Raw genomic sequence first — 19,898 nt, 5'->3', positions numbered from 1 at the left:
CCCGCAATCTAATAGGAAAGTTTCCTATTTGCTAGGGGTATTTTCTGACGTCAGCCCGTCTCCCTTCGTGAGGAACTCCGCCACCGTCCGTATCGGTGCTCCTCTCCTGTCCACGAAGTCCACCGCACGCACCGCCACCCGCAGCTCGTCGGGGCCGGCGACGCACGACAGATAACCCCGGCGGTCGTCGAAGAACTTCAGGTGGGGGTTCGCGGCCAGCACGGCGGCGCCGTCGGTCTGTGGCGGCCGGCTGCTGATCGAGCTGCCCACGAACTCCACCCCTACCGTGGCCGACGCCGGATCGAGGAAGTCCGCCTTGAGCTCGCCCGCCCAGAAGTCGTGCACGTCCCCGCTGAAGACGACCAGCCCGGACGCGTTCGCGGCCAGGATGCGGGCCCGCTCGGCCTGGTGACCGTCCCAGGAGTCCGGGCGCAGGTTGGGCGGCGGACCGGGAACGAAGCGGCGGGCGAAGAACAGCGGCTGCACCAGCACCCGCCACCTGACCGGGCTGGTGAGCAGCCGGGACATCAACCACTGCTCCTGCGCGGCTCCGAGCATGGTGCCGGCGTCACGGTGCTGGCGTACGTCCAGGACCACGAAGTCGGCGACCAGCCCGTACGTCCGCCGCCGGTACATCTGCAGGTGCCCGTCCTGCGGCCGCACCCTGAGCGGCTGGTTCTCGTAGTAGGCCTGGTAAGCGGCACCCCTGCGGCGCAGGAACGCGGCCGACCCGTCGCCCCTGCCCCGGTAGTTGTCGAGTACCTCATGATCGTCCCACGTCGGCACCCAGGGCGCGGCGGCATGCGCGGCCTGCAGGTCGGGGTCGGTCCGGTAGCGGGCGTAGCGCAGGCGGTACTCGTGCAACCTGCTGATCTCGCCGGGCACCGGCCCCAGCGGCCGCACGACGGTGGCGGCCTGGCGCGACTCGTAGATGTAGTCGCCGACGTGGAAGACGACGTCGGGCCGCTCGTCGGCCAGATGCCGGTACGCGGTGTAGAAGCCGTGCTCGTACCGCTGGCAGTTGACGATCGCGAACCGCACGGGCCGCGCGGCGGCCGGGTCGTCCGCGGTCCGGGTGCGCCCGACGGGACTCAGGTTGCCGCCGGCCCTGAAGCGGTAGAAGTAGTCGGCGCCCGGCTTGAGCCCGGCCACCCTGACGTGCACGCTGTGCGCCCAGGTCGGCAGCGCCTGGATCGTCCCCTGGCGCAGGCCCTGGGTGAAGCGTTCGTCCTCGGCGAGTTGCCAGCGCACCTCGACGGCCCGCGGGGCCATGCCGCCGGGCCGCAGGGGGTCGGCGTTGAGTGGATCGAGGGCCAATCGGGTCCAGAGAACCACGCCGTCGGGCATCGGTTCGCCGGAGGCGACACCCAGGGTGAACGGGTTTGCCATACCGTCATGGTGACGCACCGAGCCGTTCGATGACGGTGACGTTCGCCTGTCCGCCGCCCTCGCACATGGTCTGCAGACCGTATCGGCCGCCGGTCCGCTCCAGCTCGTGCAGCAGCTTGACGGCCAGCACGGCGCCGGTCGCGCCGAGCGGGTGGCCCAGCGCGATCGCGCCGCCGTTCGGGTTCACCCTGGCCGGGTCGGCGCCGGTCTCCTTCAGCCAGGCCAGCACGACCGAGGCGAACGCCTCGTTGATCTCGATGGCGTCGAAGTCGTCGATCGACATGCCGGTCATGCCGAGTGCGTGGACGGTGGCGGGGATCGGGGCGTCGAGCATCGTGATCGGGTCCGCGCCGCGGGCCGACAGGTGGTGCACGCGGGCACGCGGGGTCAGGCCGTGCTCGCGTACGGCCCGGGGCGAGGCGATGAGCAGGGCGGCGGCGCCGTCGGAGATCTGCGAGGCCAGCGCGGCCGTCAGCCGGCCGTCCTCGACCAGGGGCTTGAGCGCGGCCATCTTGTCGAGCGTGGTGTCCCTGCGCGGGCCCTCGTCCGCGGCGACGCCTTCGCAGGGAACGATCTCCCGCCGGAAATATCCGGCGTCGATGGCGTGCAGGGCCCGCCGGTGCGACTCGTACGCGTACCGTTCCATCTCCTCCCGCGAGATGTCCCAGTGCGCGGCGATCCGCTCGGCGCCGGTGAACTGGGAGACCTCCTGCGTGCCGTACCGCTCGACCCAGCCCTTCGAGCCCCCGAAGGGGGTCTCGTGCCCGAGCGCGCGCCCGGCCAGCATCGCGGACGAGATCGGGATCATGCTCATGTTCTGCAGGCCGCCCGCGACCACCAGGTCGCTGGTGCCCGACAACACGGCCTGGGCGGCGAAGTGCAGTGCCTGCTGCGAGGAGCCGCACTGGCGGTCGACCGTGACGCCGGGCACCTCCTCGGGCAGCCCGGCGGCCAGCCAGCAGGTGCGGGCGACGTCGCCGGCCTGCGGCCCGATCGTGTCCACGCAGCCGAAGATCACATCCTCCACGGCCGACGGGTCGGCGCCCGTGCCGTCCATCAACTCCCTGAGCACGTGCGCCCCGAGATCGGCGGGGTGAATCCTGGCCAGGCCGCCGTTCCTGCGCCCGACGGGGGTGCGGACGGCGCCGACGATGTACGCCTCGCTCATCCTCGAATCGTAGCAAGCGCTTGGTCTCATCTGGAATGCCCGATGAGCTGGGCCGGTTAGGTGAGCAAGCGATTGTCCGTGGGCTCATAATGGTGACGTGACCACGCGAAAGAACTCCGGCACTGCCGCACCGGCGAAGCGCCAGCGCGCGACCTCCACCGGGTCGGCGTCCGAGCGCCGCGACCACCTCGTCAAGCTCGCCGCGGAGCTCTTCGCGCGCAAGGGCTTCCAGGCCACGACAGTACGCGAGATCGCCGACGAGGCGGGCATTCTCTCCGGGAGCCTCTACCACCACTTCGACTCCAAGGAGACGATCGTCGACGAGGTGCTGTCCACCTTCCTCGACGACCTCATCGCCCGCTACCGCGCCGCGGTCGAGACCAGCTCCGACCCGCGCACCGTGTTGTCGGAGATGGTCCGCATCGGGTTCGGCACACTGGAGCCGCACCGGGCCGCGATCACCGTCATGCAGAACGACTGGAACTACCTGCGGCAGTTCGAGCGCTTCAACTACCTCGTCAAGGCCGAGGACGAGGTCGAGCAGATCTGGGTGGCGCAGATCAAGGCCGGCCAGGCCGCCGGGCAGTTCCGCTCCGACGTCGACCCCAAGCTGACCTACCGCATGATCCGCGACACGATCTGGGTGGCGGTCCGCTGGTTCCGCCCCGGCGGCAGGCTCAACACGGGCGGGCTGGCCGAGCACTACATCACCGTGTTGTTCGATGGTCTCGCCACGGGCGAGCGCTCTACGCAGCGCAACGGATGAGCCTGGGTAAGGCGGTCCGGCTGGCGCTGCAGGCGGCGGCCGAGCCGGACAAGGCGCAGACGATGCGGGCGTACATGAAGTCCCCCATGCCGTTCCTGGGCGTCCAGGCGGTGCCCCGGCGGGTCGCGCTCAAACGGGTGTTCGCCGACCACCCTCTCGAGAGTGCGCCGGAGTGGCGGCGGGCCGTGTTGTCGCTCTGGCGCGAGGCCGAATACCGCGAGGAGCGGTACGCCGCCATCGAGTTGTCCGGATACCACCTCTATCGCAGCTTCCAGACCCTCTACACGGTGCCGATGTACGAGGAGATGATCGTCACGGGTGCCTGGTGGGATCTGGTGGACGAGCTGGCCACGCACCGGATGGGCGGGCTGCTGGCCGCATACCCGGACTCGATGCGGCCGCTCATGCTGGAGTGGGCGCACGATGCGGACCTGTGGAAACGCCGTACCGCGATCCTGTGCCAGAACCGGTTCAAGGGCCGCACGGACACGGCCTTGCTATACGCGTGCATCGAGCCGAGCCTGTCGGACAACGACTTCTTCGCCCGCAAGGCGATCGGGTGGGCGTTACGCGAATACGCCAAGACCAGGCCGAGCGAGGTCATCCGCTACGTGAAGGCCAAGGGCATCACGGGCCTGAGCCGCCGCGAGGCGCTGAAGAACCTGCCGGTCACCTAGTCCACAACGCGTCCTGGACCGCCTGGACCAGGGCCATCAGTTCGGGCGTGACCTGGTCCTTCGACCAGGCCAGCGCGTACGTGATGCGCAGGTCGCCCGCGTCCAGCGGCACGAAACGCACGTCGTCCCGCCTGATCGCCCGCACCAGCAGCTGCGGGATCGGCAGCAGGCCCGCGCCGGCGGCCACCAGGTCGAGTGCCGCGGCGAAGTCGTCGTCGGCCACCATGCGGGAGCGGCCGGGCAGGCCGGTCCACGGGCGGGTGCTCGGTGTGAGGAGGACCTGGCCGGCCAGGTCGGAGGCGGTGACCTTCTGAGCGGACGCCAGCCGGTGGACGGCGGGGACGGCGAGGTGGTCGACGGTCACGTGGAACCTGGCCGCCGTGACGAACTGGGCGGGCGCCGGAGTGGCCAGGATCGCGGCCGAGACCTCGCCGGCCGCGAGCGCCTGCGCGGCCGCGGCCCGTCCGGCCACCCGCAGCTCCACGCCGATCGGCGGATTGCGTCCCGCGAGGCGCCGGACGATCCGCGCCGCCAGTGTGCCGACGAGCGGTGGATAAGCAAGGTGAATACTCGGGCGGGCGAGCCTGGCCGCCTCGGCGGTGAACACCCTGGCCGATTCGAGCATCTGCTCCGCGTACGGCAGCAGCGCCTTGCCCTCGGCGGTGAGTCGCACCTCGCGGGCGGTGCGCTCGAAGAGCTTGACGCCGATGGCGCGTTCGAGGCGGGTGATGGCCTGGCTCATGGCAGGCTGCGACATGCCCAGGTCGGCGGCGGCGGCCGAGAAGCTGAGCCGGTCCGCGACCCGCGTGAAGCAGTGGATCTCCCTGAGCATAAGCAGCATCAATACATGGTGCACGACTCTGCGGGTACTCGGCACGATCACAACGATCTGTCGTCCCACGTCACAGGGAGTTGAGAAGATGTCGCCGTTCCCCAAGTCCACCGTGCTCGGATACCCGAGGATCGGGCCGCGGAGGGAGCTGAAGCGGGCGCTGGAGTCGTACTGGGACGGGCGTTCGAGCCGGGCCGAGCTCGACCGGGTTGGCGCCGGGATCCGGGAGCGGACCTGGCGCAGGCTGGCCGAGCTCGGTCTTGAGGGGCTGCCGTCGAACACGTTCTCGCTGTACGACCAGGTGCTGGACACGGCCGTGCTGCTCGGCGCGGTGCCCGAGCGGTATCACGCGGCCGAGGACCCTTACTTCGCGATGGCCCGCGGCACCGAGGGGCTGGCGCCGCTGCGGATGACGAAGTGGTTCGACACGAACTACCACTACATCGTCCCGGAGATCGGTCCTGACACCGTGTTCAAGCTGGACGCGGGCAAGCCGCTGGGCGAGGTGCGGGAGGCGCGGGCGCTCGGCTACGAGACGCGGCCGGTGGTGATCGGGCCCGTGACGTTCCTGCTGCTCGCCGGCGCGCTGGAGCGGCTGGACGACGTGCTGGGCTGCTACGAGGAGCTGCTCGGCGCGCTGGCCGCCGAGGGCGTCGCGTGGGTGCAGCTGGACGAGCCGGCGCTGGTGGCGGACCGGACGGCGGATGAGCTGGCCGCGGTGCGGACCGCTTACGAGCGGCTGGGAGCGGTGGGCGAGCGGCCGGGGTTGTTCGTGGCGTCCTACTTCGGTGATCTCGGGGAGGCGCTGCCGGTGCTGGCCGGCACGCCTGTGGAGGCCATCGGGGTCGACCTGGTGCGAGGCCGGGTCCCGGTCGTCGATCTGACCGGGAAGACCGTGGTCGCGGGTGTGGTGTCCGGGCGGGACGTGTGGCGGACCTCGCCTGAGCGGGCGCTGGCCGCGCTCGGCTCCGTACGGGCCTCGCAGGTGACGGTGAGCACCGCGTGCTCGCTCCTGCACGTGCCCTACGACGTGGAGGCCGAGCCGGAGCTGGATGCGACGCTGAGGTCGCGGCTGGCGTTCGCGGAGCAGAAGGTGGCCGAGGTCGTCGCGCTCGCGGCCGCCGATTTCCACGGGCCGGCGCCGGCCGAGCACTCGGTGGCGCTGGCGGGGCCGGTCATCGCGGAGGGGCGCAGCCCGTACGCGGTGCGGGCGGCGGCGCAGGCCGAGCACCTGCGGTTGCCGCCGCTGCCGATCACCACGATCGGGTCGTTCCCGCAGACCGGCGAGCTGCGCGCGGCCCGGGCGGCGGTGACGGCGGGCACGCTGACGCAGGAGGAGTACGAGCGGCGGGTCGAGGCCGAGATCGAACACGTCATCCGGGTGCAGGAGCGGCTCGGGCTCGACGTCCTCGTGCACGGCGAGCCGGAGCGCAACGACATGGTGCAGTACTTCGCCGAGCACCTCGACGGCTTCGCGGTCACCAGGAACGGCTGGGTCCAGTCCTACGGCTCGCGCTGCACCCGGCCGCCGATCCTGCACGGCGACGTCGGCCGGCCCGAGCCGATGACGGTGCGGTGGGCCACGTACGCGCAGTCGCTCACGGACAGAACGGTCAAGGGCATGCTCACCGGGCCGGTCACGATCGTGGCCTGGTCGTTCCTCCGCGACGACCTGCCGTTGCGCGACGTGGTGTTCCAGGTGGCGGACGCGGTGCGGGAGGAGGTCCGCGATCTGGAGGCGGCCGGGGTGTCGATCGTCCAGGTGGATGAGCCGGCGCTGCGTGAGCTGCTGCCGCTGCGCCGGGCCGCGCAGGACGAATACCTGGAGTGGGCGGTCGCGGCGTACCGGCGGGCCACCTCAGGGGCGGGGGATCGCACCCAGATTCACACTCACCTGTGCTACTCCGACGCCGACCAGATCCTGGCCGCCATCGACGGGCTGGACGCGGACGTGACCACGATCGAGTCCGCCCGGTCGGGGGCGCGGATCCTGGGGGCGGTGGAGTCGTTCGGGCGCGGGCTCGGGCCGGGCGTGTACGACATCCACTCGCCGCGGGTGCCGGGGGCCGAGGAGGTCGAGGACCTGCTGCGCCGGACGGTGCGGGCGCTGCCGGTCGAGCGGGTCTGGGTCAATCCGGACTGCGGGCTGAAGACGCGGACGTACGAGCAGGTGGAGGCGGCCCTGGCCAACGTGGTCACCGCCACCCGCAGGCTGCGTGCCGAGCTTCAGGCGTAACGCTCGGTGAACTCCTCGATCGTCATGCCGAACAGCACCTCGTCGTCATAGTGACCGGCGTGGTAGTGGCTCCTGCGCCGGCGGCCTTCCTCGACGAAGCCCAGCCGCTGGTGCAGGGCCAGTGACGCCTCGTTGGAGGCGTAGACCCACGCCTCGGCCTTCTGGAAGCGGCGCTCAAAGAACATGTAGCGCAGCAGGATCACGATGGCGTCGCCGGCGTAGCCCTTGCGCTGGTGCGGGGTGCCGACGCTGATCCCGTAGGCGAAGGTGCCGTGTTCGCGGGCGGTCCCGTGCGTGTTGAGCGACCCGACCGGGGCGTTGCCGTCCCTGGTGGCGATCACCAGCCTGAATTCGTCGAGATCCTTTTCCCGCTCGGCCTCCTCCGCGGCCCACTTCTTGGCGTAGGCGGCCGAGGAGGGCGGATGGAGGCGCCAGCCGTTCCTGACCGCGTCGGAGTCTTCCTCAAAGGCGTGGAACGCCTCCCAGTCCTCTGGCTCTACGGCGCGCAGGCGCACGCGCTCTCCCACCCATGCCGATCTCATGGGACGAAGGAAAGCAGATCACCGCCAGGGGTCGCGAGCCGTTTTTGCGCCGGCCCGCTCCTAGTGCCAGTGCGTCGCGGCCAGGTCGATCCACACCTTGGCGGCGCGGGCATAGCTTCCTCTGGCGGTCTCTTGGTAACACCCGTCATCGGTACGGCGCCGGACGAAGAATTCGGCGCCTTCTGAGCACAGGATGTATTCCTCGCAGCAGGACGCCTCGACCACCGCTGGGAGCCGGCTCCTTGGGGCGTGCGGCCTCCAGTCGCACATGTCGGCCCGCCACGAAGAGAAGCTGTCCGGATGCCTGAGCACGGTCAACGACCTACCTCCCGAAGTGCGTCCAGGACTATTCCGGCAGATGCGAGGTTGCCTCAAGGTAGCAGTCCGGTTGCGCTGCGTTATTTCAGGGCTCCAGATGTCAGGCCTGACTGGATCTGACGCTGGAAGACCGTGTAGACGACCAGCATGGGGAGGATGGCCAGGGTCAGGGCGGCGAACAGGGCCGACCAGTCCTGGTCGTATCCGGCGGCGGTGGAGATGTCGGCGATGCCCTGGGTCAGCACCCACTTGTCCCGTTCCTGGAGCAGCACCAAAGGAAGCTGGTACTGGTTCCACTGTCCCAGGATGTTGAAGATCGTGATGCTGATGATGCCCGGCCGGGCCATCGGCAGCATGATCTGGAAGAACACCCGCGTGTGCGACGCGCCGTCCACCATCGCGGCCTCCCCCACCGCGGTCGGCAGCGTGCGGAAGAAGGCCGACAGGAAGAAGACGGTGAACGGCATCGAGTACGCGATGTAGACCAGGACCAGGCCCGCGTGCGTGTTCAGGCCGATGAACGGGCCGATGAGCGGGACGTTCCCCATGTTCTGCACGACGAAGAACAGCGGGGTCAGCGCCAGATAGACAGGGAACGCCAGACCCGAGACGAACAGCACGTAGACCGCGCGGTTACCGCGAAAGGGGTAGCGGGCCAGCACGTACGCGGCCATCGAGCCGATGAGCATGGTGCCGAACGTGCTGAACGACACCACGATGACGCTGTTGAGCATGTACTGGCCGATGTGCGCCTGCTCCCAGGCCCTGGCGAAGTTGTCCCAGCGCAGCGCGGCAGGCAGAGACCAGGCGTCGCCGAAGATCTCGTCCTCGCTCTTGACCGAGGCCAGGAACGTCCACAGGATCGGCACCACCGTCAGCAGCGTCCACACCAGCAACGCCAGGTGTGTGAGCACTCCCAGCGGCCCGAGGCGCCGCCTGCGCTCTTGACGGGCGAGCTTGCGGGAGTTCGCCACCGTCCACGAGATCATCGTTGTCATCAGTACTCAATTCGTTCGCGTCGGGACAGGCGCAGCGAGAGGATCGCGAAGCCGACGGTGAAGAAGAACATCACGACGCCCAGAGCCGAGGCGTAGCCGAATCGGAAGTACTGGAACGCGTTGCGGTAGATCTCGGCCGCCATGACCGTGGTCGAGAAGTCGGGGCCGCCGTGCTGGTCGGTCATCACCCAGACGATCGCGAATACGTCCAGGGCGAGGATGCCCAGGTAGACCCAGGCCACCTGGACGGTGTCCCAGAGCAGCGGGAGCGTGATGCGGAAGAAGAGGCTGAGGCGGCCCGCTCCGTCGATCTGCGCGGCCTCGAACATGTCTCTGGGGATGGAGGCCAGGCCGGCGGAGAAGAGCACGACGTAGAAGCCGACCGCCTGCCACACCATGACGCCCAGCACCGACCAGAACGCCACGTCCGGGTCGGACAGGAAGCCGATCGGCGAGATGCCCAGAGCCATCAGCGGGCCGTTCAGCATGCCGCTGCCGTCCGGCCGGAACACCTGCTGGAACAGCACCGCCACCACCGCGACGGCCAGGACCTGCGGGAAGAAGAACACCACACGGTAGAACTTCGACCCGCGGATCCCCGTCAGGCCCTGCGGTCCGCCCACGTTGAGCAGGAAGGCGAAGAACAGGGCGACGACGATCGTGATCAGCGGCAACAGGAGCAGCAGGGCACCGTTGTGGCTGACGGCCTTCCAGAAAGTCCCGTCGCCGAACAGCCGCTCGAAGTTGTCCAGGCCGATGAACCGCGGCGTGGCCGTCACACCGCGCCAGTCCGTCATCGCGATGTAGAACGCCTGGATGTACGGCGAGATGACGTAAACCAGGTAGAGAATCACCGGGGCTGCCAGGAACGAGGTGATGAACAGCCCGCGGCGATACCTATTGAAGATCATTAGCGCTTGTACTTCTTGATCGAGGAATCGTTCTTGATCTCGTCGGCCTTCTTCTGGATGCGCTCCAGGTACTTGTCGGGCGTCAGGCCGCCGGACATGAGCTGGCCGGTGGCGGCGATGGCCTCGTCCTTGAGCGGGCCGTACCAGTTGAACCAGCGGTAGTAGACGGTGTTGGCGCCCGCGTCGGTGACGGCCTTGGAAGCGCTGGTAACGCCCGGGGAGATCTCCCGGCCCTCAGTGGCGCCCTTGACCACGGTCAGGGTGCGCACCAGCTCGCTGAAGTCGCCGGCCGCCTTCTTCGACAGCATGCCCCGCAGGTACTCCATGCCCGCCTGCGGGTGCGGGCTCTTGGCGGAGACGATGAAGTTCTCGCCCGGCTGGGTGTGCAGGGTGCCATAGGGCATCTTGTCGGACCCGGTGACGTCGGGAATCGGGAACATGCCGTACTCGAAGTCGGGCGGTGTGGTGGTCTTCTGCTCGTTCTCCAGCCAGGAGCCGGAGGGCAGCATGGCGACTTTGTACTTGTTCTGCGCGGTCTGCGTCTGGACGTGGTCGAGGCCGGTGGTGCCCTCCATGAGGTATTTGGCGCCGACCTCGGCCCAGGCGGTGGCCGCGGACTTCATGGCCTCGGTGGTCCAGGCGCCGTCCTCGAGGTTGTCGATGTTGACCAGCACCTCGTTGCCGCCGATCTTGGCGGCCATGGTGAGCAGCGGCTCGTAGAGGTACTGCGGGAACTTGCCGGCGTAGGTGAAGGGCGCCATCTTGCCGGACTTCTTGATCGTCTCGCAGAGCGCGATGAACTCGTCCCAGGTCTTCGGGATCTGCCAGCCGTTGTCCCTGAACACCTTCTGCGAGTACCAGATGCCGTGGATGTAGTTGACGTAGCCCAGCACGCTGAACTTGCCGTCGTAGGTGCCGATCTCGATGACCGACGGGTCGATGGTGTCCCTGACCTTGGTGTTCGGGTCGTCCCACGAGGGCGCGTCAAGCAGCGGGGTCAGGTCCTGGAGCTGGCCGTCCTGGGAGAGGGCGCCGAAGTCGATGAAGTTGGCGCCCGAGTTGTCGATCACCTCGGGCGGGTTGCCGCCGGCGAATCGCGGCTGCAGGACCTTGGTGATCTCCTTGGTCGCGTTGTGCTTGATCTCGACGTTCGCATATTTGCTCTTGAACAGCGGCTGGTGGATGTTCTTGGCGTAGTCCTGGCCGAAGCCGCCGTCGAAGATCCACACCTCCAGCGGCTTGTCGGCGGCCACGCCGAACGGGTTGGCCGCGCTGGTCGCGGCCGGCGCCGAGGAGGCCGTGGCGGTGGGCTGGGAGGCGGGTGTGGCACACGCGGCCAGCGCCCCTGCCACGGGGACAAGAGCAGCGCCGCGGAGAAGCTCACGCCTGCTGATATGGGGGGTGTTGGACATCGATAACTCCTGACTTTTCATGATCCGCGTCGGATGCGCCCCGCGTAGCGGCTCTCCAGGGATCTGTTGTGCTCGTCGCCGCCGGTCACGTTCGCCGACAGGTAGATGGGAGGCGTCTCGCCCATCGCCACGAGCTCGTCCACCGCCTCGGTGACCACCATCTGCGCCAGCAACGCGGAGGTGATCGTGGAAACCGCACCGTAACTGCCGCCGCCGGGCAGGTCGAGGATGGCGTCCCCGTACGGCGCGCCGTTGTCCAGCACGACGTCGGCCAGGTCGAGCAGCTTGCCGCCCGACGGGTGGCGCGAGGTCATCCTGCTGCTGTGCTTGACCGAGGTCAGCGCGATCAGCGGATGGCCGCGGTCCTTGACGATCGTGGCCAGCTCGACGACCGCGCCGTTCACGCCGGAGCTGGAGATCAGCACGAACACGTCCTGTGGCGCGACCGGCGCCAGGGCGTAGATCTCGTGCGCGATGGCCGGGTCCCGCTCCAGCTCCGGGGTCAGCACGCTCGGCGGGCGGCCGCCGTACAGGACGAGGTCCCGGGGCGTGAGGCGGTTGCTGGGCACGAGGCCGCCGGCCCGTCCGGCGATCTCCATGGCGATGGCCTCGGAATGCCCCGAGCCGAAAGCGTTTACCACGCCTCCCGCCCGGATCGAGGCCACGATCAGCGCGGCCGCCTGCTTGACCGGCTCGGCCTGGCTCTCTGCGACCTGGCCGGCCAAGTCGAGGACCTTGGATACGTACGTCATTCAGCCTCTCTCCACCCGATGGCTCTCCACGGCGCTGATCGTGCGCTCGAACGCCTCGTTGGTGCGCTCGTAGGTGCGTTGCGCGACCGCCACATAGACGGCGTCCAGCACGAACAGCTGCGAATGGACGGCGGCCAGCCCGCCGAGCCGGAACGTGGTCTCCCTGCTGGCCGTGGTCAGCACCAGGTCGGCCAGGTCGGCCAGCGGGGAGCGGGCGAAGGACGTGACCGCCACCGTCAGCGCGCCGTGGCTGCCCGCCTCGGCCAGCGCCTCCATGACCTCGCGGGTACGGCCCCGGTGGCTGATGCCGATGGCCACGTCGCCGTCCTTGAGCAGCGCCGCCTCCGACAGGGCCACATGCGCGTCGCCCGCGCTCCAGCCGGGGATGCCGATGCGGCGTAACCTGCCTTCGAACATAGTCGCCACGTTCCCGCTGGTGGAGACGCCAACCAGGAGCACCCGCGGGGCCGCCACGATGGCCGCGGCCACCCGGGCGACCATGCCGAGGTCGAGCTGCGCGGCGGTGTCCTGGATGAGCCTGGTGTCGGCGGCGGCCATGATCTCGATGGCGGTATCGAGCGGGTCGTCCGGGCCGATCTCGTGGCCGACGCCCGCGCCCCAGCCCGCCTGGGCGGCCCGGCCCGTCTCGGTGGCGAGCGCGACGCGCAACTCGGCGTAGCCGGAGAAGCCGAACGCCCGGCAGAACCTGGTCACGGTCGCGGGCGAGCTGCCCGCCCGCTCGGCCAGCGCGATGATGGTCGACCGCGCGGCCTCGGCCGGGTCGTCGAGTATTACCTCGCCGACCCTGCGCAACGCCTCCGGCAAACCGGGTAGTTCCGTTTCGACGCGCCCAAGCGCTCCTGAAGTCACGAATATTCCTTCCGGATACCCGGTCTTCTGGCGAAAATTATTCTTGCTTCTCGGCCACGTCAACCCCCAGACTCGGACCGTGACTCAATCGCTAGTCATCGGTGTCGATGCCGGGGCCACGTCCACGCGGGTCGCCGTGCACGCGCTCGACGGGACGCGGGTGGGGTACGCGCGGGCCGGCGCGGGCAATCCCACTGCTCATGGGCTGGCCAAGGCGGCGGCGGCGATCACGGACGCGCTGGGGGCGGCGCTCGGGCCGCACGACGGCGGCCGGGTGGTGGCCTCGCTGGCCGGGATCGCCGGGCAGGTCGCCGAAATGGTGCCCGAGCTGAGAAAAGTCTGGGCCGATCACGGGATCCCCGAGGGGCCGCGGTTCATGGGCGACGTGCCGATCGCCTACGCGGCCGGGTCCGCCGAGCCCGACGGCTCGCTGTTGCTCTCCGGCACGGGCGCGGTCGCGGCCAGGATCGAGGGCTACAAGCTGAGGAGGATCGCTGACGGGCTGGGGTGGCTGCTCGGGGACGCGGGGTCCGGTTTCTGGATCGGGCGCGCGGCGGCCAAGGCGGTCGTGGACGCCTTCGACCGAGGGCTGCCCGTGGAGGCCATCGACACAGCCTGGGCGGAGTTGGCGCACGGCCCTTCGGACGCAGCGAGAGCTCCCGGTCCCGTCGGCGGCCCGCTGGTGACCCTGGTCGCCCGGCACTTCCTCGGCGACGAGCGGCCGGCCGCGCCGCGCGACGTGGCGGACCGCATCGTCCGGCTGGCGCAAGCCGACCACATGTGCCTGGCCGCGCTGTCCTCTCTGGTCAGCCAGGCTGCCGCAGCAGGCGACGAGATGGCACTGAAGATCACGCACGAGGCCGCCGACCACCTGGTCGCCACGCTCAGGCGGGTGCACGTGTCCGGCCCCGTGGTGCTCGCCGGGAGCGTGCTCACCAGCGAAGGGCCGATCCGGCAGGCCGTGATGGAGCTGCTCGCCGGCGAGACCGTCACGACGGCACGCGACGCGGCGGGCGCGGCGGCCTGGCTGGCGGCCCGCGCCCTGCTGCCCGAGGCCGACGCGAAGGCCCGGCACACCGCCTTCACCGCCCCGCCGGTGGCCGCTTAGTCGTCCGTGTCCGCGGGCTTGGGGCCGCCGTAGATCGGGTTCTTCGGCAGACGGTCCTTGGTCACCAGCAGGCGGACGACGCCGGCCTGCTCGGACTCCGCCTCCCAGACGATCCAGTCGTCGCCGACCTCCGCCTGCTGCTTGTCCTGCTCCACCCCATAGCCGTCGAAGTCAGGAGCAGGGGTGATGACCTGGAAGACGGCCTTCAGCCCGCGCCTCCGGACCTCTGCGAGGACCTCGCCCACGGTCTTCTCGTCCACTTGGAAGCCCTCGAGCATCTCGCCCTTCCGCGTGGCACGGGCGAGGTTCCGGTACCTCTCCTCTGGCTCGGCCGCCCGGCCGACCCGGACGGCGGCCCAGCCGGTCCAGCCGCGGGGCACCGTGACGGTGATCGCGCAACCGTCCTGGCCGATCGTGCAGCCTTCGGGCGCCGTACCGCTGCCGATGGACTCGCCGTTGGGCGCCAGAGGGCCGCTCAGGCTCATCCCCGCGATCTTGCCCACCCAGGGCGGGGAGGCAGGCACCACCTCGAGATTCACGTTCAGGCCGACCGCCTTGAATCCCTCCGTGTACTTCGCGTGGTCGGCGAACGGGTCCTTGATGGTGGCGACGTACGTGTCGCCGCGCAGCTCGATGTCGATGGCCGAGTTGGCGTACGAGGTGGCCGTGCCGCGCTCGCCGAGGACAGTGGGTCCGACCACGGCCGCCGCCGCGAGCCCCCCCAGCGCTACGGCGCCGAGGACGAGACGGTGAACCCTCCGAGTCCCGCGCCGGGCCGGCTCCGGCATCGGCTCCTCGGCGGTGATCGAGGCGAGGAGCGCCCGCGCCCCCGCGCCGGACGCCTGCCCCGCGAGATCCTCGTCGTGGACCCTGGCGAGGCGCTTCAGCTCGTTCATGCGGACTCCATGACCACGTGGTTGACGGAGACGCCGGCCACGGCCAGCGCCTTGGACAAACGCTTGCGCGCGCGGTGCAGCCGGATGCGCACGGCGTTGCGTGAGCAGCCGAGCACCGAGGCGATCTGGGCTCGGTCCAGGCCCTCCCACGCGACCAGCATGATCAGCTCGCGGTCGTCCTCGGGCAACTCGCGTAACGCCCGAGCGATCGCGCTCAGCTCGATGCCGCTCTCTGGCGAGCGGGCGTAGAGGTCGGCGATCTCGGCGTCGAGCGCCATGTGCCGCTCCTGCCGCCGATGCCGGCTGCGACGGTGGTTGGCCAGCACGTTCCTGGCGATCCCGTACAGCCAGAGCCTGGCCTCGCCGCCCGCCGGCAGCGCGTCGACGCGGCGCCAGGCGATGGCGAACGCTTCGGCGACCACATCGGCCGCGTCCTCGGGGGAGTCGCAGCGGCGCATGGCGTACCCGAGTATGTGCTCGTATGTCTGCGTGTAGACGGCCTCGAACCGGTCTTTCCGGTCGTCATCCACGGGCGGTCCCCATGGTCGGCCTCCTCGTATCGGGGTTTGGGACACCCGGTACATGTCGGCGGCCCTATCAGCATTTCAGCCGATTTCAGCCCTTGACGGCACCCGCCGTCATCCCGGTGCCCACGCGCCGCTGCAGGAACAGGAAGAGCAGCAGCGCGGGCAGGGCGAACAGGCTGGCGGCGGCCATCGTGGCGCCCCAGTCCGTGCCGAACACGTCGCTGAACGACGACAGCCACACCGGCAGCGTCCGCTTCTCCTGATCCTTGATGATCAGCACGTTCACGAACGCGAACTCGTTCCACGCCGTGATGAACCCGAACAGCGACGTCGCCATCAGCCCCGGTGCCAGCAGCGGGAACACCACCCGCCGGAAGGCCACCATCCGGCTGCACCCATCCACCTGCGCCGCCTCCTCCAGCTCCAACGGGATGGCGGCCAGGAACCCGCGTAACGTCACGATCGTGAACGGCAGCGTGATCATGAAGTAGACCCCGGTCAGCATGGCCAGCGAGTCCAGCAGCTCAGTGTCCCTGGCGATGATGAACACCGGCACCAGCAGCGCCTCCCACGGCGCCATCTGCGCCGCGAACACCGCGATCACGAACGCCCCTCTCCCCCGCCACCGCATCCTGGCGACCGCGAACGCCGCCAGCAGCGCCACTACCAGAGCGACCAGCACCGCGACCACGGTGACGACGAGACTGTTGCGCCAGTAGGTCCAGAACCCCGGCGCGTTCACCGCCGTCACGAAGTGCTCCAGCGTCGGGTCCGCCGGCCAGAACGTCGGCGTGGCCGCCTGGATGTCCCTGGTCGGCTTGAACGCGGTCAGGAACATCCAGTAGACCGGGAAGATCGTCGTGATCAGCACGGCCACCGCGGCGGCGTTGAGCATCAGCCTCTTCACTGGCGGACCATCCTTCGCAGGTTGCTGACCAGGGCGACGGCGAGCACGACGACCGTGAGCAACGCGACCGCCGAGCCCAGGTCGTACCGGTGCAGCACGCGGGCGATCTTGAATGCGTACACCGGGAGTGTGGTGGTGGCGCCGTCCGGGCCGCCCTGGCTGAGCACCCAGATCTGCGGGAAGCACTTGGCCACCCAGATGACCTCCAGCGAGATGATCAGGGCGAACAGCTGCCTGAGTATCGGCAGGGTGACCTTCCAGAACACCTGCCATCCGGTGCCGCCGTCGATCCTGGCGGACTCGTACAGCTCCGCTGGGATCGTGGTAAGTCCGGCGTAGAGGGTGAGCGCGGCGAACGGCACCGACTGCCACACCACGAGGATCACGAGCACGGCGAACGTGGCCGTGCCGTTCGCGAACCATGTGTAGCCACGGAACGCGTCGAACCCCAGCGTGACCAGCAGCCAGTTGACCACCCCGAGCTCCGACTGGAACAGCCATTGGAAGACCGTGGTGGCCGCGATGATCGGAGTGGCCCAGGCCATGGCGAGGGCGCTCATCAGGGCCAAACGCAGGCCGCGGCGCAGGCGGACGAGCATGAGGGCGACGCCCGTGGACAGGACCACGATGAGCACCACGTTGATCGCGGTCCACATGATGGTGCGCCACATCACCTGCCAGAACTCCTCGCCGGCGAGCAGCTCGGCGTAGTTGTCCAGGCCGGCGAACGCGGCGCCGCCCCTGATCAGCTCGCCCATGCGGAAGTGCTGGAACGAGATCACCGCCGCCTTGAGCAGCGGATAGAGCAGGAGGAAGGCCCCGCCTGCCACCGTGGGCGCGATGAGCAGGTAGGGCCAGAGCGAGCGGCTCCTGGTCGGCATTCAGGATCCGCTGTTCAGCGTCGTGGTGATGGACTGCGAGACCTTCTTCGCCTCCGTCGCGGGGTCGGCGCCGGTGAGCACGGCGGTCATGTACTGCTTGATCACGGAGGTGGCCTCGACGGCCGCCCAGTTGGGCGTGTTCGGGGTGGCGCGGCCGTTGGCGGCGCCCACCGCCATGGCGGCGGTGCCCTCGTCGCCGGACAGCACGCCCGCCAGCGAGGTGCGGTTGGGCACGAAGGCCATGGCCTTGGCCAGCTCGGTCTGGAACTGCTCGCCCGTCAGGGCCTTGACCAGTTCGTACGCCTCCTCCTGGCGTCGGGACGCGGCTGGGACGATGAGGTCGGAGCCGCCGGTGAAGACCGCGCCCGGTTTGTCGGCCGACTTGCCCGGGATGGGGAAGAAGCCCATCTTGCCCTTCAGCTTCTGGTCCACTTCCAGGACGCGGGCGGCGATGCCGGGGACGGCGATGATCTGGGCGACCTTGCCCTGCGCGAACACCTCGTGCTGCGGCGGGCTGGCCTCGTCGGCGTCCTTGGGGCCCTTGCCGAGGGCCTGGAGGCGCTTGTAGTAGTCCATGCCGGCCAGGGCCTGCGGGGTGTCGAGGGCGCCCGTCCACTTGCCGCCCTCCTGGACGGCCAGGTCGCCGCCCTCGTCCCAGACGAAGCCGGCCAGGGCGTACCACGTCTGGCCGGTCAGGTAGATGCCCTGGTTGCCGCCCTTGTTGAGCTTGGCGGTGATCTCCAGCCACTCGTCGCGGGTCTTCGGCGGCTCCTTGATGCCGGCCGCGGCGAAGAGGTCCTTGTTGTAGACGACCACACGGTTGGCGGCGTACCAGGGGATTCCGTACTGCTTGCCGTCGATGTTGCCGGGCTGGGCCAGGCCCGGCAGCCAGTCCTCGCCCTTGAGGTCCGGCACCTTGGCGGTCAGGTCGGTGACGCCGCCGCTGGCGGAGTACTGGGCGACCTGGGTGTTGCCCACCTCGATCACGTCGGGGGCGTCGGTGCTGGCCAGGGCCGCGGTGACGCGTTCGCCGATGCCGTCCCACGGCTGGATCTGGATGTCGAGGTCCACGCCCTTGTGCGCGGCCTCGTACTCGGTCTCGAACTTCTTCAGCAGCTCCTGCGTGACGCTGCCGTCCATGATCCAGACGGTCAGCTTGGCAGGGGTGCCGGGTGTGGCCGCCTTGGGCTCCTCGGCGGCGGTGCCGCACGCGGCGAGCGCGAACACGGCCGCCAGGGCCAGGATGCGGTTCTTCATGGCGATCCTTCTGATGGGGGGTGCCGCGCCCGCGCTCGGGCGGGCGCGGGGCTTGCTCACGGGTTCGGGACGGTGTCCCTGAAGGCGGTGCCGGAGGCGCGCAGGGAGGCGACGCGGCTCTGCACGTCGGCGGGCGAGACGACCTCGTTCTTGCTGTAGTAGAGCCAGTCGACCTGCTGCCGGTACGTCCGGGTCCCGGTCGCGCCCTGCAGGTCGATGAACCATTGGTTGAACATGATCCACATGGGCGTCTCGGGGTAGTAGATGTCGCCGTGGTCGGCGAACAGGCGGCCGTCCACGTAGTACTTGATCCGGCCTCCGGAGACCTGGATCACGAGGTCGTGCCAGCCGGCGAAGCTGGTCCGCTCCTCGGTGTGCGTGTTGACCGCCTGCCAGGGGTCGCCCTGGTAGGTCTCCCAGCTGGTGGCGTACAGGATGTTGGACGGCTCGCCCCAGCCGCCGTTGGGCAGGTACTCGAAGTCGAGCTCGCCGTAGTCCGGATCCAGGTTGAAGCGCAGCGGGGTGATGGTGAAGAACGTCTGCACCACGTGCTCGCCGTCGGGGCCGCTGGTCGGCGCGTCACTGAAGCGGACGCGGGCCGCATAGGTGCCTTCGAAGAACTTGCGGTTCGCGGTGGACAGCTCGGTCTGGACGGTGCCGGAGGCGGTGCCGTTCGTGGAGGAGTCGAGCGTCAGCAGGCCGCCGGGGAACGAGACGCCCGCGGGCGACCAGGTGGCGCCGGGCACGCCGGGGCCTCCCGAGCTGGCGCGGACCGTCCAGCCGCGCTGGGCGAGGAGCGGATCGTTGGAGCCTGAGTACGTGAAGTCGTCGAACAGCACACCGCCCGAGCCCGTCGGGGTGACTGTGGGCGTGACGGTCGGGGTCGGCTCCGTGCCGGTCGGCTTGCCCCAGGCCAGCTCGCCGTTGACGTAGACCGTGACCTTGTCCCAGGTCGTGTAGGCGGTGTTGGGGCCGTAGGAGTAGTCGTCGCTCTGCGTGAACGTCTGCCAGTCGGCGCGGTAGAAGCGCAGCTGCATGTCGCTGGTGTCGGCGCCGGGGGCCAGACTGCCTGAGGTGAAGCCGACCTCCAGGTACTGGTCGGCGCCTGCCTGGCGGACGAACTGGCCGGTCACGGTCGAGCAGCTCACCACCGCCCAGGAGCAGGCGAAGCGGTAGGTCTCCGTGCCGGTCAGGTAATAGCGGATCTTGACCTGGTTGAGCGGGATCGTGGTGGTTCCGGTGTTGATGAGCCGGAACCAGGGCTCGGCCTGGGCGGTGGTGGCTCCTGGGGCGCTGGTGCGGTATTCGAGGCGTACCGACTGCTGGGCGTTGGCCGGGGCGACGAGGGCCACGACGACGAGGACGAGAGGGATGGCTAGGGAGAGCAGCACTTTTCCGAAATTTCGGGTCATGATTGGGGTTCTCCTTGGTTGTGCGGCCCCCGAATTTCG

The 19,898-nt window shown here is 69.4% G+C and carries 20 protein-coding genes; 4 read left to right on the top strand and 16 right to left on the bottom strand.

The genetic code is table 11. The features are described from left to right. Window positions 1-24 precede the first annotated feature (24 nt). Together ACTWPT_RS14100 and ACTWPT_RS14095 are read right to left on the bottom strand one after the other, a co-directional pair. Complete coding sequence (locus ACTWPT_RS14100) at window positions 25-1,389, bottom strand: alkaline phosphatase D family protein (RefSeq protein WP_443177793.1); 1,365 nt, start codon at window positions 1,387-1,389, stop codon at window positions 25-27. A 4-nt stretch (window positions 1,390-1,393) separates the two neighbouring features. Further along, on the bottom strand, window positions 1,394-2,557 hold the full coding sequence (locus ACTWPT_RS14095) for an acetyl-CoA C-acetyltransferase (RefSeq protein WP_443177792.1): 1,164 nt from the start codon (window positions 2,555-2,557) through the stop codon (window positions 1,394-1,396). A gap of 97 nt (window positions 2,558-2,654) precedes the next feature. Between ACTWPT_RS14095 and ACTWPT_RS14090 the strand changes: the two genes are divergently transcribed. Together ACTWPT_RS14090 and ACTWPT_RS14085 are read left to right on the top strand one after the other, a co-directional pair. After that, on the top strand, window positions 2,655-3,323 hold the full coding sequence (locus ACTWPT_RS14090) for a TetR/AcrR family transcriptional regulator (RefSeq protein ID WP_443177791.1): 669 nt from the start codon (window positions 2,655-2,657) through the stop codon (window positions 3,321-3,323). After that, a complete protein-coding gene (locus tag ACTWPT_RS14085) occupies window positions 3,320-4,000 on the top strand; it encodes a DNA alkylation repair protein (protein ID WP_443177790.1) in 681 nt (226 codons plus the stop codon). The genes ACTWPT_RS14090 and ACTWPT_RS14085 overlap by 4 nt, the downstream gene beginning before the upstream one ends. Here ACTWPT_RS14085 and ACTWPT_RS14080 read toward each other — a convergent pair. Next, entirely contained in the window at window positions 3,993-4,841 is an 849-nt protein-coding gene (locus ACTWPT_RS14080; RefSeq protein ID WP_443177789.1) for a LysR family transcriptional regulator, read from the bottom strand. The genes ACTWPT_RS14085 and ACTWPT_RS14080 overlap by 8 nt on opposite strands. 79 nt (window positions 4,842-4,920) lie before the next feature. Here ACTWPT_RS14080 and metE point away from each other — a divergent pair, with 79 nt between their 5' ends. Beyond that, a complete protein-coding gene (gene metE, locus ACTWPT_RS14075; protein ID WP_443177788.1) occupies window positions 4,921-7,068 on the top strand; it encodes a 5-methyltetrahydropteroyltriglutamate--homocysteine S-methyltransferase in 2,148 nt (715 codons plus the stop codon). Here the strand turns inward: metE and ACTWPT_RS14070 are convergent. The 7 genes from ACTWPT_RS14070 to ACTWPT_RS14040 form a co-directional block, all read right to left on the bottom strand. Further along, window positions 7,059-7,610 (bottom strand): GNAT family N-acetyltransferase, encoded by a 552-nt coding sequence (locus tag ACTWPT_RS14070; RefSeq protein ID WP_443177787.1) that lies wholly within the window; start codon window positions 7,608-7,610, stop codon window positions 7,059-7,061. The genes metE and ACTWPT_RS14070 overlap by 10 nt on opposite strands. Before the next feature lie 60 nt (window positions 7,611-7,670). Continuing rightward, window positions 7,671-7,928: a hypothetical protein gene (locus ACTWPT_RS14065; protein WP_443177786.1), complete on the bottom strand. Its 258-nt coding sequence runs from the start codon at window positions 7,926-7,928 to the stop codon at window positions 7,671-7,673. An 80-nt stretch (window positions 7,929-8,008) separates the two neighbouring features. Then, on the bottom strand, window positions 8,009-8,926 hold the full coding sequence (locus tag ACTWPT_RS14060) for a carbohydrate ABC transporter permease (protein ID WP_443177785.1): 918 nt from the start codon (window positions 8,924-8,926) through the stop codon (window positions 8,009-8,011). Continuing rightward, the gene (locus ACTWPT_RS14055; protein WP_443177784.1) at window positions 8,926-9,837 is read right to left on the bottom strand and encodes a carbohydrate ABC transporter permease; all 912 of its coding nucleotides are present in this window, start codon (window positions 9,835-9,837) and stop codon (window positions 8,926-8,928) included. Before ACTWPT_RS14055 ends, ACTWPT_RS14060 begins: the two co-directional genes overlap by 1 nt. Beyond that, entirely contained in the window at window positions 9,837-11,249 is a 1,413-nt protein-coding gene (ngcE, locus tag ACTWPT_RS14050; RefSeq protein WP_443177783.1) for an N-acetylglucosamine/diacetylchitobiose ABC transporter substrate-binding protein, read from the bottom strand. The genes ACTWPT_RS14055 and ngcE overlap by 1 nt, the downstream gene beginning before the upstream one ends. A 17-nt stretch (window positions 11,250-11,266) precedes the next feature. Then, window positions 11,267-12,001 (bottom strand): sugar isomerase domain-containing protein, encoded by a 735-nt coding sequence (locus tag ACTWPT_RS14045; RefSeq protein ID WP_443177782.1) that lies wholly within the window; start codon window positions 11,999-12,001, stop codon window positions 11,267-11,269. Continuing rightward, window positions 12,002-12,871 carry a MurR/RpiR family transcriptional regulator gene (locus tag ACTWPT_RS14040; RefSeq protein ID WP_443177781.1) on the bottom strand — a complete coding sequence of 290 codons (870 nt, stop codon included), beginning with the start codon at window positions 12,869-12,871 and terminating at the stop codon, window positions 12,002-12,004. A gap of 79 nt (window positions 12,872-12,950) precedes the next feature. On the opposite strand from ACTWPT_RS14040, the gene ACTWPT_RS14035 reads away from it, so the two are divergent. Next, on the top strand, window positions 12,951-13,979 hold the full coding sequence (locus ACTWPT_RS14035) for an N-acetylglucosamine kinase (protein WP_443177780.1): 1,029 nt from the start codon (window positions 12,951-12,953) through the stop codon (window positions 13,977-13,979). Here the strand turns inward: ACTWPT_RS14035 and ACTWPT_RS14030 are convergent. The 6 genes from ACTWPT_RS14030 to ACTWPT_RS14005 all read right to left on the bottom strand — a co-directional run bounded on the left by ACTWPT_RS14030 (window position 13,976) and on the right by ACTWPT_RS14005 (window position 19,859). Then, complete coding sequence (locus tag ACTWPT_RS14030; RefSeq protein ID WP_443177779.1) at window positions 13,976-14,875, bottom strand: hypothetical protein; 900 nt, start codon at window positions 14,873-14,875, stop codon at window positions 13,976-13,978. The two genes, ACTWPT_RS14035 and ACTWPT_RS14030, sit on opposite strands and share 4 nt — an antisense overlap. Continuing rightward, entirely contained in the window at window positions 14,872-15,405 is a 534-nt protein-coding gene (locus ACTWPT_RS14025; RefSeq protein WP_443177778.1) for an RNA polymerase sigma factor, read from the bottom strand. The genes ACTWPT_RS14030 and ACTWPT_RS14025 overlap by 4 nt, the downstream gene beginning before the upstream one ends. 85 nt (window positions 15,406-15,490) lie before the next feature. Next, window positions 15,491-16,309: a carbohydrate ABC transporter permease gene (locus ACTWPT_RS14020; protein WP_443177777.1), complete on the bottom strand. Its 819-nt coding sequence runs from the start codon at window positions 16,307-16,309 to the stop codon at window positions 15,491-15,493. Then, entirely contained in the window at window positions 16,306-17,190 is an 885-nt protein-coding gene (locus ACTWPT_RS14015) for a carbohydrate ABC transporter permease (protein ID WP_443177776.1), read from the bottom strand. The genes ACTWPT_RS14020 and ACTWPT_RS14015 overlap by 4 nt, the downstream gene beginning before the upstream one ends. Further along, the gene (locus ACTWPT_RS14010) at window positions 17,191-18,447 is read right to left on the bottom strand and encodes an extracellular solute-binding protein (protein ID WP_443177775.1); all 1,257 of its coding nucleotides are present in this window, start codon (window positions 18,445-18,447) and stop codon (window positions 17,191-17,193) included. Window positions 18,448-18,503: 56 nt separating this feature from the next. After that, window positions 18,504-19,859, bottom strand: coding sequence for a cellulose binding domain-containing protein (locus tag ACTWPT_RS14005; RefSeq protein WP_443177774.1), 1,356 nt, complete (start codon window positions 19,857-19,859; stop codon window positions 18,504-18,506). Window positions 19,860-19,898 lie beyond the last annotated feature (39 nt).

The sequence above is a fragment of the Nonomuraea sp. 3N208 genome (genome assembly GCF_052245935.1).
Classification (GTDB): domain Bacteria; phylum Actinomycetota; class Actinomycetes; order Streptosporangiales; family Streptosporangiaceae; genus Nonomuraea.
This window is presented reverse-complemented; position numbering and strand designations above follow the sequence as displayed.

Coding starts and splice junctions, on each gene's coding strand:
- ACTWPT_RS14100 (WP_443177793.1), bottom strand. CDS start 1,389: ATGGCAAACCCGTTCACCCTGGGTGTCGCCTCCGGCGAACCGATGCCC.
- ACTWPT_RS14095 (WP_443177792.1), bottom strand. CDS start 2,557: ATGAGCGAGGCGTACATCGTCGGCGCCGTCCGCACCCCCGTCGGGCGC.
- ACTWPT_RS14085 (WP_443177790.1), top strand. CDS start 3,320: ATGAGCCTGGGTAAGGCGGTCCGGCTGGCGCTGCAGGCGGCGGCCGAG.
- ACTWPT_RS14080 (WP_443177789.1), bottom strand. CDS start 4,841: ATGCTGCTTATGCTCAGGGAGATCCACTGCTTCACGCGGGTCGCGGAC.
- metE (WP_443177788.1), top strand. CDS start 4,921: ATGTCGCCGTTCCCCAAGTCCACCGTGCTCGGATACCCGAGGATCGGG.
- ACTWPT_RS14070 (WP_443177787.1), bottom strand. CDS start 7,610: ATGAGATCGGCATGGGTGGGAGAGCGCGTGCGCCTGCGCGCCGTAGAG.
- ACTWPT_RS14060 (WP_443177785.1), bottom strand. CDS start 8,926: ATGACAACGATGATCTCGTGGACGGTGGCGAACTCCCGCAAGCTCGCC.
- ACTWPT_RS14055 (WP_443177784.1), bottom strand. CDS start 9,837: ATGATCTTCAATAGGTATCGCCGCGGGCTGTTCATCACCTCGTTCCTG.
- ngcE (WP_443177783.1), bottom strand. CDS start 11,249: ATGTCCAACACCCCCCATATCAGCAGGCGTGAGCTTCTCCGCGGCGCT.
- ACTWPT_RS14045 (WP_443177782.1), bottom strand. CDS start 12,001: ATGACGTACGTATCCAAGGTCCTCGACTTGGCCGGCCAGGTCGCAGAG.
- ACTWPT_RS14030 (WP_443177779.1), bottom strand. CDS start 14,875: ATGAACGAGCTGAAGCGCCTCGCCAGGGTCCACGACGAGGATCTCGCG.
- ACTWPT_RS14015 (WP_443177776.1), bottom strand. CDS start 17,190: ATGCCGACCAGGAGCCGCTCGCTCTGGCCCTACCTGCTCATCGCGCCC.
- ACTWPT_RS14010 (WP_443177775.1), bottom strand. CDS start 18,447: ATGAAGAACCGCATCCTGGCCCTGGCGGCCGTGTTCGCGCTCGCCGCG.
- ACTWPT_RS14005 (WP_443177774.1), bottom strand. CDS start 19,859: ATGACCCGAAATTTCGGAAAAGTGCTGCTCTCCCTAGCCATCCCTCTC.